Genomic DNA, 13,404 nt, shown 5'->3' on the forward strand with positions numbered 1-13,404 from the left:
GCCGGTGCGTTTTCCGGGGGGATGCACGCATGACCTCCCCCATGGAACAGCACGGCACCTACAAAATTGTGCGGGTGATCGGCAGCAACTTCGTCTGTTCCCAGGACTCCAGCGGCCAGGAAATCATTCTGCGTGGGCTGGGCATCGGGTTCAAAAAATCTGCCGGGGATCTTCTGCCCGCCGCCCGGGTGGAAAAGATCTATGCCCTGCGGGATCCCGGCCAGTGCGACCGGCTGATGCAGCTGATGCAGGATGTTCCCAGCGAATATCTGGACATCAGCACCCACATCATCGAAACCGCCGAGCGGGTGCTGGGGCGGCGGCTCAGCGAAAACGTGTATATCACCCTCACGGACCATATCTCCTTTGCGGTGGAGCGGCTCCGGAACGGGGTGGAATACCCCAACCAGCTGCTCTGGGAGATCAAAAACTTCTATCCCCAGGAATACGCACTGGGCCAGCAGGCGCTGGACGTGATCGAAAGCGTGCTGGGCCTGCGGCTGCCCGAGGACGAAGCCGGATTCATGGCGCTTCATATCGTGAACGCCGAGCTGGACGGCCGCATGGCGGACATGGTTCCCATCACCAAGCTGATCCGCGAGGTGGTCAACTACGCCCAGGCCTACTACGGCGTGACCTTTGACGAAAGCTCGGTGGACTACGAGAGATTCGTGGTGCACCTGAAGTTTCTGGCCCAGCGGCTGTTCCAGGGCCGCTACGCGCCGGATGGCGATACCGGCTTCCAGAATCTGATCGCCCGTCACTACGCAGCCGACTACGAATGCGCACAGGCCATCGGCCAGCACATCCGCGAAACCTTTGATTTGAACTTTCCCAGCAGCGAACAGTTCTTTTTAACCGTCCATCTGCACCGGCTTTCGGTGTCGATGGGCCTGAGTACAGAGGAGGAATGAAACCTATGAAAGACAAAATCTTCGGCGTATTGCAGCGTGTGGGCCGCTCCTTCATGCTGCCCATCGCCATCCTGCCGGTGGCCGGCCTGTTTCTGGGCATCGGCGGCTCGCTGACCAACGAGACCATGCTGGAGGCCTACGGCCTGATGGGCCTGCTGGGCCCCGGCACCTTTGCCAACGCGATTCTGCAGGTGCTCAACTCCGCCGGCTCGGTAGTGTTCAACAACCTGCCCATCATCTTCGCCATGGGCGTAGCCATCGGCATGGCCAAGCAGGAAAAGGAAGTTGCGGCCCTGGCTTCCGCCATCGCCTTCTTCATCATGCACGCCACCATCGGCGCCATGATCGGCGCCTTCGGCGCGCCGGATCTGGCGGGCGCCACCGCCGATGTGCTGGGCATGACCAGCCTGCAGATGGGCGTGTTCGGCGGCATTCTGGTGGGCCTTGGCACCGCGGCGCTGCACAACCGGTTCTATAAGATCCAGTTGCCCCAGGTGCTCTCCTTCTTCAGCGGCACCCGTTTCGTGCCCATCATCTCCTCCGCCGTTTACCTGCTGGTGGGCATCGCCATGTACTACATCTGGCCCACCATTCAGATCGGCATCAACGCTCTGGGCGGCTTTGTGCTGGCCTCCGGCTACGCGGGCACCTGGCTGTACGGCTTCATCGAACGCGCACTGATCCCCTTCGGCCTGCATCATGTGTTCTACATCCCCTTCTGGCAGACCGCCGTGGGCGGCACCGCCGTTGTGGGCGGTCAGCTGGTGGAAGGCGCGCAGAACATCTTCTTTGCCGAGCTGGCTACCCCCGGCATCACCCATTTCTCGGTATCCGCCACCCGTTTCATGACCGGCAAGTTCCCCCTGATGATCTTCGGCCTGCCCGGTGCTGCCTTCGCCATGTACCGCTGCGCAAAGCCCGAGAACCGCAAGGCTGTGGGCGGCCTGCTGCTCAGCGCAGCCCTCACCTCCATGCTCACCGGTATCACCGAGCCCCTGGAATTCACCTTCCTGTTCGTGGCTCCCGCCATGTACATGGTGCACTGTGTGCTGGCCGGCGCTTCCTACATGATCATGCACATCCTGAACGTGGGCGTGGGCCTGACCTTCTCCGGCGGCCTGATCGACCTGACCCTGTTCGGCATCATGCAGGGCAACGAAAAGACCAGCTGGCTGTGGATTCCCGTGGTGGGCGTCGTCTACTTCGTGGTTTATTACTTCGTGTTCAGCTTCATGATCCGCAAGTTCAACTACATGACCCCTGGCCGCGACGACAACGCCGAGGCCAAGCTCTATACCCGTAAGGATCTGGAAGCCCGCAAGAAGGCCGGTGAAGTAACCGAGGCCGAAGCGGCGGACGAGCTCTCCGCTCAGATCACCCAGGGCCTTGGCGGCAAGGACAACATCTCCGACGTGGACTGCTGCATCACCCGCCTGCGCTGCACCGTGAAGGACCCCGCCAAGGTGGACCAGCAGCTGCTCAAATCCACCGGCGCTTCCGGCGTAATCTGCAAGGGCCAGGGCGTTCAGGTGGTTTACGGTCCCCGGGTATCCGTGATCAAGTCCGATCTGGAGGCCTACCTGAAATCCTCCGCTTCCGATCATCCCGCTCCGGTGGCAAAGCCCGCGCAGGAAGCGAAACCCGTTGAGACCAAACCCGCCGACGCCCCCAAGGCCGGAGGCGGGCGACTGACCGTGGTAAGCCCTCTGGCCGGTAAGATCATCCCAGTGGAAGAGGTTGCCGACGGCGTATTCAGTGAAAAGATGGTGGGCGACGGCTTCGCCGTGGAACCCGAGGCGGACGAGGTTCTGGCCCCGGCGGACGGTGAGATCACTCTGGTGTTCGACACCAAGCACGCCTTCACCATGCGCACCGCCCAGGGCGTGGATCTTCTGGTTCACATGGGCATCGACACCATCCGCCTGAACGGCGAACCCTTCACCCTGAGCATCAAGCAGGGCGATGTCGTGAAGGCCGGTCAGCCCATCGGCACCATGGACCGCGCCGCCATTCTGGCCGCAGGCTACCGCACCGTGACCCCCGTTGTGGTGGGCAATCTGGCCGATCTGGGCGGCTTCAAGCTGACCCGCACCGGCGAGGTAAAGGCCGGCGACGCGGTGATGGAAGTTTTCTGATCTGCTATCCTCTCAACTCCTAAATACACAGATGCGCAAAGCCCCGGCCTGTTTTCAGGCCGGGGCTTTGTGTTTGTTTTGATGTTTTATAGGCTCAGCCCTCGCTCAGATACTGGCGGGGGTCCTCGTAATTGCCGCCGCGCAGGGTTTCCAGATGCAGGTGCGGCTCCAGTGCGCTTTCCGCCGGGGCCTGATCCAGCGTAGCGATGGCCTGACCGGCCAGCACCTCGTCGCCTGCCTTCACCAGCACGCTTCCGCTGGCAAGGCCGCAGTAGCGCCAGGTGATGGCGCCGTCGTCGATCTCCACGATCTGGCCCCACATGCCGTCCTCATACACGGCGGTGACCCGCCCGGCCACCGCGCTCTTTACCGGGCTTTCGGCCTCACAGAAGATGTCCAGTCCGTTGTGGGTGCGCCAGTCCTTCAGGGTCTCGTTATACACCAGCTCATCGCCGCTATATTCCTGCCCGGTCTGCCCATCCACCGGCCACACGAAGGAGGGCGCCGGCGCAGCGGCAGGCTCTTCGGGTGCGGCAGTAGGCGCGGGCTGCTCCGACGAGCCAGAGGAGGAAGCCGGCGAGGGCGATGGCCTGGCCGAGGCGCTGGGCCTGGGCGTAGCGGTGGGGGCGGGAGTGGCCTTGATGGGCACATCCTCCACATCCTGTTCTACCGGCGCTTTGGGCAAATCCCATACTGCCTCACCTCCCTGATCGGTCTGCGGTTTGTTTTGTTCCACAATGTTTTTCACGGCAAAAAAGCTGCACGCCGCCGCGATCACGATGCACAGCGAAAGGGCCCAGTACAGCCCCCTGCCCCGAAACAACGAAGCGATCCATTTCATTCCCTTTGCTCCTTATCTTTTGCAGTTTTGCGGCGGCACAGCCGGTTGCCTCGTCGGTGTTCCGTTGCCGCTTTGCCTTTAGTTTTGCGCCAAAGCCGCCGGTTTATACATGTGCCGTCTGTCACTTGAAATCCCCTTTTGCGGATAGTACAATAAGGTTGAAAAACCTCACCGGCCGCAGGCGGCGGCCAATTCAAGGAACGGGGGGCTGTTTTTGACGAAACCTTACATTGCCGGCATCGGCGGCGCCAACGTGGACATTCACGGCCAGAGCTTCGCGCCCCTGATCATGCGGGATTCCAATCCCGGTCGGCTGCATCTGTCCATGGGCGGCGTGATGCGCAATATTCTGGACAACCTCACCCGTCTGGGCGAAGCCTGCCAGATTGTAACTGCAGTGGGCGACGATGCCTACGGTCAGATGCTGCGCACCGGCTGCCAGGCACTGGGCATGGGCACCGACGGCATGCTCACCCGGCCGAGGCATTCCTCCTCCACCTACATCTCCATCATGGACTCCGCCGGCGATATGCTGGTAGCCATGAGCGACATGCGCATTCTCACCGAGATGGACGAGGGCTTTGTGGCCGGCCAGATGGAGCTTCTGAACGGGGCCGAACTGGTGGTGTGCGACGGTAACCTTTCCGCCAGCGCGCTGAATTATCTGACCGCCCACTGCACTGCGCCCCTGTGTGTGGACCCGGTGAGCACCACCTGGGCCCGCAAGCTGGTGCCCATTCTGGGCCGGTTCGACACCATCAAACCCAACCGGCTGGAGATGGAGATTCTGGCGGACATGCCCATTGCCACCGAAGAGGATCTGGAAGAGGCCTGCACCCGCGTGCTTGCCGCAGGCGTACGCCGGGTCTTTGTGAGTCTCGGCGCGGACGGCATCTATTACAAGGGGCCGGGCGGCAGCATCCACCGGCGCAGCCGCCGCTTCGACAGGATGGTCAATGCCACCGGCGCAGGCGACGCCACCATGGCGGGCATCCTGCACGCCACCCGCAAGGGGCTGGACGAAAGTGAGATTCTGGACTGGGCTCTGGGCGCCGGCCTTGTGGCCATCAGCGGCAAGGACACCATCAACCCCGACATGAGCGAACAAGCCATTCAACAAATGATAAAGGAGTATGTGAAATGAATCTGAAGCAGTATCTGGACATCACCCCCGAGATTAAGACCGCTCTGGAAGAGGGCAAGCCCGTTGTTGCGCTGGAGAGCACCATCCTCTCCCACGGTATGCCCTACCCCCAGAACCTGGAATTCGCCGCTGAGGTAGAGAAGATCATCCGCGCCGAGGGCGCTGTTCCCGCCACCATGGCCATCATCGACGGCCGCATGAAGGTGGGCCTGTCTGCCGGGGAGCTGGAGCTGATGTGCAAGGGCGAAGGCGTTGTGAAGGTAAGCCGCCGCGACCTGCCCATCATTCTGGCCGAGGGCGGCACCGGCGCCACCACTGTGGCTTCCACCATGATTCTGGCCAGCCTGGCTGGCATCAAGTTCTTTGCCACCGGTGGCATCGGCGGCGTACATCGCGGCGCCGAAACCACCATGGACATCAGCGCCGACCTGCAGGAGCTGGCCCACACCTCTGTGGCCGTGGTCTGCGCGGGCGCCAAGATGATTCTGGACATCGGCCTGACTCTGGAATATCTGGAGACCATGGGCGTTCCCGTTCTGGGCTTCCAGACCAGCGACTTCCCCGCCTTCTACTGCCGTAAGAGCGGCTTCGGCGTGGACTACGCCGCCAAGGACGCTGCCGACGTTGCCAGGATCGCCAAGACCAAGTGGGATCTGGGCCTTGCCGGTGGCATGCTGATCGGCAACCCGGTGCCCGAGGAGTTCGCCATGGACTTCGACGAGATGAGCGCCATCATCGACAAGGCTCTGGCCAGCGCCAACGCCGACGGCGTGCGCGGCAAGAACATCACCCCCTACCTGCTGGCCCATATTGTGGAATACACCCAGGGCCGCAGCCTGGCCACCAACATCCAGCTGGCCTACAACAATGCCCGTGTGGCTGCCCGCATCGCCCGCGAGTACACCGCGCTGTAAGCGTTTTTCTCAAACCCGCAAAAGCCCTCTGCCTGCCGGCAGGGGGCTTTTTTCTGCACAAACAGGTTACCCGCCACGCAGCCCCGTCTGGCCGCCGTGATATGGTTCATGATCCGCTGCACCGCGTTTTTCTCCAGCCAGGTGTCCGCATCCACCGTGAGAAAATGGCGGGTGCGCACCCGACTGAGCCCCAGATTCAGCGCATTCGCCTTGCCCGGCTGGCCGCAGTACAGATACCGCACCGGCCGATTCTGCGGCGCAAGGCGTGCCATAGCCTGAATCCGGGCCTTTGTGCCGTCGGTGAAGGCATTGTCCACCGCCAGAATGCAGATGCGTCCGCCGTAGTTCTGGCACAACAGCGCCTGAATGGTGCCGGCGATGCTTTCCTCCTCGTTGTGGGCGCACAGAATGACTGTGGTATCCTCATCGGTTTTCGGATATTCCCGCACCCTTCGGTGCAGCAGATTGGAAAAGAACATGGCGCTCATCGGATAGCCCGACAGAAACGCCACCCCCGTGAGCACCGCCCACACATAGACCGGTGGCAAAAAACTCTGCGGCCGACTGAATCCACGGGATCGACAGCCATATCGACAGTGTGAGCCACAGCACGCCGAACCCCACGGAAAGGATGAATTTTTTCTTCACCCGAATCCCCCCTTTTTTCGACAGGCTATGCCGAAAGCGGGAACAGGGTTCCGGACGGTTCGGGCAACACTTCGCCCGGAGTCGCCCTTTTGCGCAAAAAATCCCCCTGCGGCTTGCCGTCCGCAGGGGGATTTTTATGGAAAGTAATTTTTTCTGTTTTCATTCAGCGCCGATCCCGGCGCAGGTTGCTGGGCTTCATGGGGATGGACATGACCACTGCAATTCCCATTGCCAGCGCCACGGCGATCTTCAGCGTCTCGGCGCCCTTGGCCGCACACTGGGCGGTGTCGCCGGTGATGAAGGCGTAGGCGGTGTAGTAGATGCCTGCACCGGGTACCAGCGGAAAGATGCCGGGAATCAGAAACAGGGTGACCGGAGCGCGGCGTACCACCGCGAACACCCGGGTGGCAACGGTAAGCGGAATCACCGCCACCAGACTTGCCAGCACCGCGCTGGGCTGCACCAGCATCATGACCCAGTAGACCAGCCAGCCGATGGCGCCCACAATGCCACAGGCGGCAAAATGCCGGGGCGGCACATGGAACAGCAGGCCAAAGCAGACGGTGCCCAAAAAAGCCAGCGCCAGCTGCCGGAGAAATTCAATCAGCATCATCATACGTTCACCCCCGGAATCATGGTGGCCAGACCAAGGATCAGGCCCACACCGCAGGCAATGCAGGCAGCAGTGAGCAGAGCGTCCAGCATGCGGATGGTTCCGGAGAGAAAGTCCGCCATGATCAGGTCGCGAATTCCCAGCGTGAGCGCCATACCCGGCACCAGCGGCATCAGCGCACCGATGATGGATTTGTCCATGTTCTGCCCGAAACCGGTGAGGAACAGCAGCATGGTGGCCAGCGCCACAAAAGCCGCCCCAAGGAACTTGGTGATCAGCTTGTTCAGGCCCCAGCGGCCCATCCACAGCAGAAACACCTGCAGACCCAGGCCCACCGCCAGCGCGATCAGGCCGTCCTGCCAGATGCCTCCGAACATCAGCGCAAAGCAGGCACTGCCCACGCCGCAGGCCAGAATCTGATCCCGGTTGGGCGCGTAGGGCATGGTTTTAATGCGCTGGAGCTCCTCACGGGCCTCCCCCAGGCTCACCTGCCCCTGGGCGATTTTTCGGGAAAGGGCATTCACCGCCTCCACCCGGCCCAGATGCACCTCGCTGGCAGGCACACTGCGGATCTGGGCAGGCTGGCCGTAATCCAAGCCCATGCTGGCAAACAGACCGTTGGTGAGCACATAGCCGTGGAAGCTGTCCACTCCCAGGCTTTTGGCCATGATCTCCATGGTCTGTTGCGTACGGCTCACCTCGGCGCCGTTTTTCAGCAGTACCTCGGCTGCCTCCATCACAAATTCCAGCACGCTCTGCTGGTCGTTCATATCGTTTCTCTCCTATCCTTCTGGGTTTTGTATCGCTGCGCTCCATACCAGCCCAGCACGGCAATCAGGCACAGGCCGCTTACTGCCGCACCAACAGCCGCACCCGGGTGATGGTAGGTCAGCCGGATCTGGTTTTCGCCCGGTTCCAGCCGCACGCCCATCATGCCCTCAAACACCTGCTCCACCGCCACCGGCTCGCCGTTTCGCTCAGCGGTCCAGTGGGCTTCATCCTCCCAGGCAAAGGGCAGCACCAGCAGATCATTCTCTTCGCCGCCCTGCGCGGTCACCCGGATGCTGCCCCCCTCCCGGATGGTCAGATCAACAGGGGCGCTCGCCTTCAGCCGGTCAACGGCCCCGGCCAGCACCGATTCATTCAGGCTGTAAACCTGCAGTTTGTCCAGATACTGCGCCGGATCCTCCACGCCCAGCTGCAGGCATACGGTCTGGCCTGCTTCAAAGCTGCCCAGCGGGAACACGCCGCCCAGAGAATCCCCCTGGAAATACTCGCCCAGCAGCTCTCCGTCCACCTTCACGTCTGCCGGCAGGAAGTTGCCGGTATCCGGCACCGCCAGATAACAGGGCCCGCTCACCGGTGCAGTAAAATACACCGTGAGCCCCTTGGCCTGCTCGTCCACCGTAACGTTCCCGGCAGGCAGCAGCGCGTCGGCCGTGCCGGGCACCAGCGCCTGCAGCATTTCGTTTTGCAGCTGGAAGGTATTTCCGCTGCTTTCCACGTCCACAGCCAGCGCATCGGTGCTGCCCACATAGGCAAGCGGCAGCGCATAGGGGTTTTCGTACACCTCCAGCTCGGTGCCCAGCTCCAGCTTCTGATAGGGCCCGGGTATCGGGCGGCTGCCGTCGGTATATAAGTATTTAATGCCCAGCAGGCTGTCTGCCACAGCGGTGGAGCCCCAGCCGTAGGTGGTATAGTTCACATAGCCCAGCTGCTCCAACATGGGCTTTGCGGTGCTGGCCTTGGTGGAGGAATAATGGCTGATGCCCCAGTAGCCCAGCAGCATGGGGTCGTTGAGGGTGCGCATGTAGTTCTTTTCCAGCCGGTAGTATCCCTCGTCCTTCTGCTCCAGCGCCTCCACAACCTGGCGGCCCTGATCATAAAAGGTCTCAAAACCGCTTTTGGAGTAGCTCTCGAACTTGCGCAGGCTCAGCATGCTGTTGGCGCCCATGTCCGCCGCAGCAAGGCAGCAAAAGCCCGCCGTGCCCAGCAGGGCTGCGCTGCGTTTTGCGCCCAGCAGCCACACACAGATCAGAACACCGTAATACAGCCCGCCGCACATAACCAGCTTGAGGGCGGAGAATTCCTCACCGGCGGTGGCGGTGTAACCCGCCAGCCAGAGTGCCCCCAGCACGGCGGCAGCGGCGAAAGCCCAGAGCTTTGGGCGTGCTGTCAGCAGTGCCCGCGCCGCCAGCAGCAACAGAAACAGGCTGGCCAGAAAGCTGTAACGGTAGGGGAACCAGACCGGCTCCTTGAAGCCGTGCCAGACAAGGTCAATACCGCTGACCCAGAAGCTGAGCACCAGCGCCGCCAGCACCCCGGCCGCGGCCAGCTTTTCCCGCAGGCGAATCCGGTCGCTGAAAAAGAAGAACAGCCCCAGCGCCACACAGAATACGCCGCAGTAAATGTTGGGCAGGCCACCGGTCACGTCCTCCCAGAAGAAATTGCCGAAGAACAGCTGCCACACCAGCCGGGGCAGGCTGAAATTCGTTTCCAGCGAAAGACCCATGGCGAACAGCGCGCCCTTGCTCTCTTCAATTTCCGTCAGTGCCGGATACAGCAGCACCATCCCCAGCCCCGCCGCCAGCACACCGCTGCCGGCAAACCGGGCGAATCGCCGGGCAAACAGCTGTGCCGTGCGCTGCGCCAGCCGCTCGCTGGTGACCCAGTAATAGAAAAAGTAGATCACGCTGAACAGACACACCGCCCAGGCGCTGTAAAAATTCAATACCACGCAGGCAAACACCAGCCACAGAAAGGGCCAGTGGCGGCCGGTGTCTACCAGCCGCTCCAGCGCCCACAGCACCAGCGGCGCCAGCAGTACCACGTCCATCCAGATCACATTCTGGCTGTACACCACACAGAAGGCGCACAGGCCGTAGCCCTGACTGATTGCCGCCAGCAGCGGGCTGGCGCTGTTCAGATGCTTTTGCAAAAAGAAGCAGCAGGCCGTGGCAGTAAAGGCGGTGCGCAGCCAGAACATCAGCTGCACCGCCACCGGAATCATGCGCAGTGGCAGCGCCAGCAGGATCAGATTAAAGGGGCTGGCCATGTAATAGGCGAACAGCCCCAGCGTACTGCCGCCGCACAGCTTGGCGAAGCTGTAAAAAAAGCCGCCTTCCGCTGCCCGGCGTTTGAGATCGGCCAGGTAGGCCACATACTGGCCGTTCAGGTCACCGGTAAGCATGGTTCCATCGCCAAAGGGCCAGAAGCCCAACAGCAGATAGATGCCGCCCACCAGCACCATGGCCAGTGCAAAGCAGAAAATCAGGTTATTCCGCTGCGCACGGGCGCAGGATGTTTGTGTCTTTCCCATGGTATCCCTCGATAACAGATTTCAGCGCGAGGGCATTTTGCCCCCGCGCCGCGTCTTATTCCCGAATGTTGTCCCGCACCTGGGCAAACTCCGACAGCGTTTTGAACAGATGACCCGCGATAACCTCCATCAGCAGGAAATCCTCCTCGCTGTCGATGTCCAGCACGCCGGTGTCCAGCATTTTGCTCACGCCGATCTTGCCGTCCCACAGAATGCCGGTGGTGTTGTTCGTCAGAAAATCCCGGCGGAACACATAGATGCTGGCGTTCACATCGTAGAACACCGGGGCCTGCTGGCGGGCGGTGTAGGTGGCGTTGTCGATGCCCTTTTCCACATGGTCGCCGCAGTCCCGCACCATGTTGAAGCAGGGGTTCCGGCGGGACTCGGTCACGCTGAACACCAGATCCAGATCCGGGCGGGAAGCCTTCATTTCGAAGGCGTTCTGCACGTCCTTTGCGGTGCGCAGCGGGCTGGTGATGTCCAGATCCATCACATAATCATAGGTGCAGCCGTTGGCTTTTTCCATGCGGGCCAGGCTGTCCTGAAAGACGGCCATCTTGGGCACGGTGTCGCCGCCCAAAGCCTCGCCGCGGGGCAGGAACACCACCTCCGGGTATTTGGCGGCCACCAGATCCGCCAGCGCCTGGCTGTCGGTGTTCAGGCAGATGTCAACCTGCACGTCCGGCCGGGTGGCCTTGAACAGCGAAGCGGCGCTCAGGGTGTAATACACCAGCGGCTTTTCGCAGAACACCTTCAGGTTCTTGTTTTTAAATCCCTTGCTGCCGGCACGGCCGCAGATGGTGATGAGCAGTTTTTCCACGTTTCGTTCCTTCTTTCGGATTGATTCCTCGGGAGCCACCGCATGATTGCAGGCGGCCCCCTTGCTTTATTCCTCGCCCAGAGTCAGCTTGAGCACATCCAGCGCCATGGCCGGGCTGTTGATGCTCTCGCCCTGGCCGTTGATGGCATAGTCCAGGAAGTATTCCATCTCCCGCATATAGCGGTCGTTCACCGGCTCCTCAAAATGCTGCACCAGACCGTTGGCCAGCGTCAGGGTACCCGCGCCGAAGTCGGCAGTCACGGTGCCGTCGGCGCAGAACAGCTCGATGGTGCGCCGGTAGGTGCGGCCGAAGTAGTCCAGATGGATCTCCGCCAGCATGTGGGGATACCGGGCGATGTAGACGGACAGATCGTCCGAATCGATTTCCAGATCAGAGTAGGTACCCTTGAAGTTGTAGCTTTCCAGAGGTTTTCCGAACAGCTCCACCATATAGTCCCACTCGTGGATCAGGTCGATGGTCACGCCGCCGCCCATGTCCTTGTGGGCGGAGTAGACCTTCCGGTAGTCCACGCCGGGCCGCCAGTCCGGCAGATAGGACGAGCAGATCACCCGGGCAGAATAGGGCCGCAGGGTGGGCATCAGCTTTTTCAGCGCCAGAAAGGTGCCGCACCAGCGCATGGGCGCGGCCACATAGGCCTTCTGGGTTTCCAGCCCCAGCTCGGCCAGATCGTAATTGGTGTGGTCAAAGATGGGCTTTTCGATGAACAGATTCTCGGCCTTGCCCGCCAGATCCGCCAGCGTGGAAGCGTGCAGACTGGTGGGGTTGGTGATGAAGGCCACGTCGTAATGGCCCAGCTGCTCAAAGTCGATGTACTGGTGCTTGATTACCGCCGCCAGCTCCGGGGGCAGGGGCTTCAGGCTGGAGCGCAGCGCGTCCACCTCCAGCGGAATGCCCCGTCGGGAGGCGATGTGGATCAGGTTGTTCAGATGCCGCTTGCCGATGGAACCCAGGCCCACAAACAATACTTTCATGGTGCTTCCTCCTTTTCTTTGTGTTGGAGATTGGCCAAAACAGGCTTACGCCTCCTCGATGGCCTCGATCAGCCGGATGGTCTCCAGATCCTTTTCAAAGCTGTAACGGGGCTGCTCGGCGCCCTTGAGCACCGCGAAGAAGTTGGCCAGCTCGTCCACATAGGCGTTTTCCACGATGTTGTCGCTGTAACGGGAATCGTGCTCAAAGCTCTCGTAGGTGTTCACCGGCAGCTTTTCGCCCTTGTCGTGGTCGAAGGTGTAAAGGCTTCTGGGGTTGCCCTCCCAGAACAGGTGCAGCCCTTCGCCAAAGCATTCAAAGTTGCGCACCGCCTTGGGGCTTACCACATCCACCGCCAGCATGCCCTTCACGCCGTTTTCGTGGCGCAGGGTCACAAAATAGCTGTCCGGGTAGTCCACCTCCAGCTGGCTGATCTTATCCTTTTCCACATGCAGGCTCTTCACCGGTCCGAAGGTATCCAGCAGCCAGGGCAGGTCGATGCCGAAGATCTCCCGCACGCCGCCGGTGCGCTTGTCGCCCACGAAGAAGTTCTTGTAGTTCTCCCAGGGGTGCCAGTCCGGCAGGTACTGGCCGATGTGGTAGATGTAGTTCACCGGTTTATCGAAGGCTTCCACCTGCCGCTTGATGTACTGGGTCTCGCCCCGGTAGAGCATGGTGGAGGAAAGGAACAGGGGCAGGCCCTTCTCTCTGGCCTTTTTCATGTTCTCCTCGTAGCCGTCGCTCACCAGATTCAGCTCGGTGAACACCGGCAGGCCGGCGTCCAGCAGCTCGCTGATAATGGCCGCATGGGTGATGGGGGCGGTGCAGACCAGCGCCGCGTCGAATTTGTCCGCCGCCACCGCTTCGCCGATGCTGGCATAGGCGGTGATGCCCAGGCCCTCGGCCTCGGCCCGGCGGGACTCGGTGGTGTCCACGCCGCTGATCTGGATGGATGCGTCCATTCCCCTGGCCAGGCGGGCACGGCGCTTGCCCATGCTGCCCAGACCCACGATCAAAAGTTTCATTTGTTCACACCTCGCGTTTTTGTTCCGGCGGTTCTTTTGC

12 protein-coding genes are annotated in these 13,404 nt (G+C 61.5%); 4 read left to right on the plus strand and 8 right to left on the minus strand.

All coding sequences use genetic code 11. The annotated features are described in order from the left end of the window. Positions 1-29 precede the first annotated feature (29 nt). Together licT and ACESYO_RS06165 are read left to right on the plus strand one after the other, a co-directional pair. Positions 30-914, plus strand: coding sequence for a BglG family transcription antiterminator LicT (gene licT / locus ACESYO_RS06160; RefSeq protein ID WP_058963618.1), 885 nt, complete (start codon positions 30-32; stop codon positions 912-914). Between the two features lie 5 nt (positions 915-919). Continuing rightward, entirely contained in the window at positions 920-3,049 is a 2,130-nt protein-coding gene (locus tag ACESYO_RS06165) for a PTS transporter subunit IIABC (RefSeq protein ID WP_132587350.1), read from the plus strand. 94 nt (positions 3,050-3,143) lie between these two features. On the opposite strand, the gene ACESYO_RS06170 is transcribed toward ACESYO_RS06165, so the two are convergent. Then, positions 3,144-3,890, minus strand: a complete 747-nt coding sequence (locus ACESYO_RS06170; protein WP_058963620.1) for a M23 family metallopeptidase — start codon at positions 3,888-3,890, stop codon at positions 3,144-3,146. 214 nt (positions 3,891-4,104) lie between these two features. Here ACESYO_RS06170 and ACESYO_RS06175 point away from each other — a divergent pair, with 214 nt between their 5' ends. Together ACESYO_RS06175 and ACESYO_RS06180 are read left to right on the plus strand one after the other, a co-directional pair. Further along, positions 4,105-5,034 (plus strand): PfkB family carbohydrate kinase, encoded by a 930-nt coding sequence (locus tag ACESYO_RS06175; protein ID WP_058963621.1) that lies wholly within the window; start codon positions 4,105-4,107, stop codon positions 5,032-5,034. Beyond that, a complete protein-coding gene (locus tag ACESYO_RS06180) occupies positions 5,031-5,948 on the plus strand; it encodes a pseudouridine-5'-phosphate glycosidase (RefSeq protein ID WP_276870180.1) in 918 nt (305 codons plus the stop codon). The genes ACESYO_RS06175 and ACESYO_RS06180 overlap by 4 nt, the downstream gene beginning before the upstream one ends. Here the strand turns inward: ACESYO_RS06180 and ACESYO_RS06185 are convergent. The 7 genes from ACESYO_RS06185 to ACESYO_RS06215 all read right to left on the minus strand — a co-directional run bounded on the left by ACESYO_RS06185 (position 5,894) and on the right by ACESYO_RS06215 (position 13,364). Continuing rightward, positions 5,894-6,460 (minus strand): glycosyltransferase, encoded by a 567-nt coding sequence (locus ACESYO_RS06185; RefSeq protein WP_276870183.1) that lies wholly within the window; start codon positions 6,458-6,460, stop codon positions 5,894-5,896. The two genes, ACESYO_RS06180 and ACESYO_RS06185, sit on opposite strands and share 55 nt — an antisense overlap. A gap of 299 nt (positions 6,461-6,759) precedes the next feature. After that, complete coding sequence (locus ACESYO_RS06190) at positions 6,760-7,212, minus strand: threonine/serine exporter family protein (RefSeq protein ID WP_276870184.1); 453 nt, start codon at positions 7,210-7,212, stop codon at positions 6,760-6,762. Next, positions 7,209-7,979, minus strand: coding sequence for a threonine/serine exporter family protein (locus tag ACESYO_RS06195; RefSeq protein WP_276870186.1), 771 nt, complete (start codon positions 7,977-7,979; stop codon positions 7,209-7,211). The genes ACESYO_RS06190 and ACESYO_RS06195 overlap by 4 nt, the downstream gene beginning before the upstream one ends. Beyond that, positions 7,976-10,528 (minus strand): YfhO family protein, encoded by a 2,553-nt coding sequence (locus ACESYO_RS06200; protein WP_276870188.1) that lies wholly within the window; start codon positions 10,526-10,528, stop codon positions 7,976-7,978. Before ACESYO_RS06200 ends, ACESYO_RS06195 begins: the two co-directional genes overlap by 4 nt. A 55-nt stretch (positions 10,529-10,583) precedes the next feature. Beyond that, the gene (locus tag ACESYO_RS06205; protein ID WP_058963627.1) at positions 10,584-11,348 is read right to left on the minus strand and encodes an acylneuraminate cytidylyltransferase family protein; all 765 of its coding nucleotides are present in this window, start codon (positions 11,346-11,348) and stop codon (positions 10,584-10,586) included. A gap of 66 nt (positions 11,349-11,414) precedes the next feature. Beyond that, entirely contained in the window at positions 11,415-12,341 is a 927-nt protein-coding gene (locus tag ACESYO_RS06210; RefSeq protein ID WP_058963628.1) for a Gfo/Idh/MocA family protein, read from the minus strand. Positions 12,342-12,386: 45 nt separating this feature from the next. Beyond that, complete coding sequence (locus ACESYO_RS06215) at positions 12,387-13,364, minus strand: Gfo/Idh/MocA family protein (protein WP_058963629.1); 978 nt, start codon at positions 13,362-13,364, stop codon at positions 12,387-12,389. Between the last annotated feature and the right edge of the window lie 40 nt (positions 13,365-13,404).

Source organism: Allofournierella massiliensis (genome assembly GCF_964241245.1).
GTDB lineage: Bacteria > Bacillota > Clostridia > Oscillospirales > Ruminococcaceae > Allofournierella > Allofournierella massiliensis.

What these genes read in the sequence shown, in the direction of transcription:
- licT (WP_058963618.1), top strand. Translation starts at nt 30, where the DNA reads ATGACCTCCCCCATGGAACAGCACGGCACCTACAAAATTGTGCGGGTG.
- ACESYO_RS06165 (WP_132587350.1), top strand. Translation starts at nt 920, where the DNA reads ATGAAAGACAAAATCTTCGGCGTATTGCAGCGTGTGGGCCGCTCCTTC.
- ACESYO_RS06170 (WP_058963620.1), bottom strand. Translation starts at nt 3,890, where the DNA reads ATGAAATGGATCGCTTCGTTGTTTCGGGGCAGGGGGCTGTACTGGGCC.
- ACESYO_RS06180 (WP_276870180.1), top strand. Translation starts at nt 5,031, where the DNA reads ATGAATCTGAAGCAGTATCTGGACATCACCCCCGAGATTAAGACCGCT.
- ACESYO_RS06190 (WP_276870184.1), bottom strand. Translation starts at nt 7,212, where the DNA reads ATGATGATGCTGATTGAATTTCTCCGGCAGCTGGCGCTGGCTTTTTTG.
- ACESYO_RS06195 (WP_276870186.1), bottom strand. Translation starts at nt 7,979, where the DNA reads ATGAACGACCAGCAGAGCGTGCTGGAATTTGTGATGGAGGCAGCCGAG.
- ACESYO_RS06200 (WP_276870188.1), bottom strand. Translation starts at nt 10,528, where the DNA reads ATGGGAAAGACACAAACATCCTGCGCCCGTGCGCAGCGGAATAACCTG.
- ACESYO_RS06210 (WP_058963628.1), bottom strand. Translation starts at nt 12,341, where the DNA reads ATGAAAGTATTGTTTGTGGGCCTGGGTTCCATCGGCAAGCGGCATCTG.
- ACESYO_RS06215 (WP_058963629.1), bottom strand. Translation starts at nt 13,364, where the DNA reads ATGAAACTTTTGATCGTGGGTCTGGGCAGCATGGGCAAGCGCCGTGCC.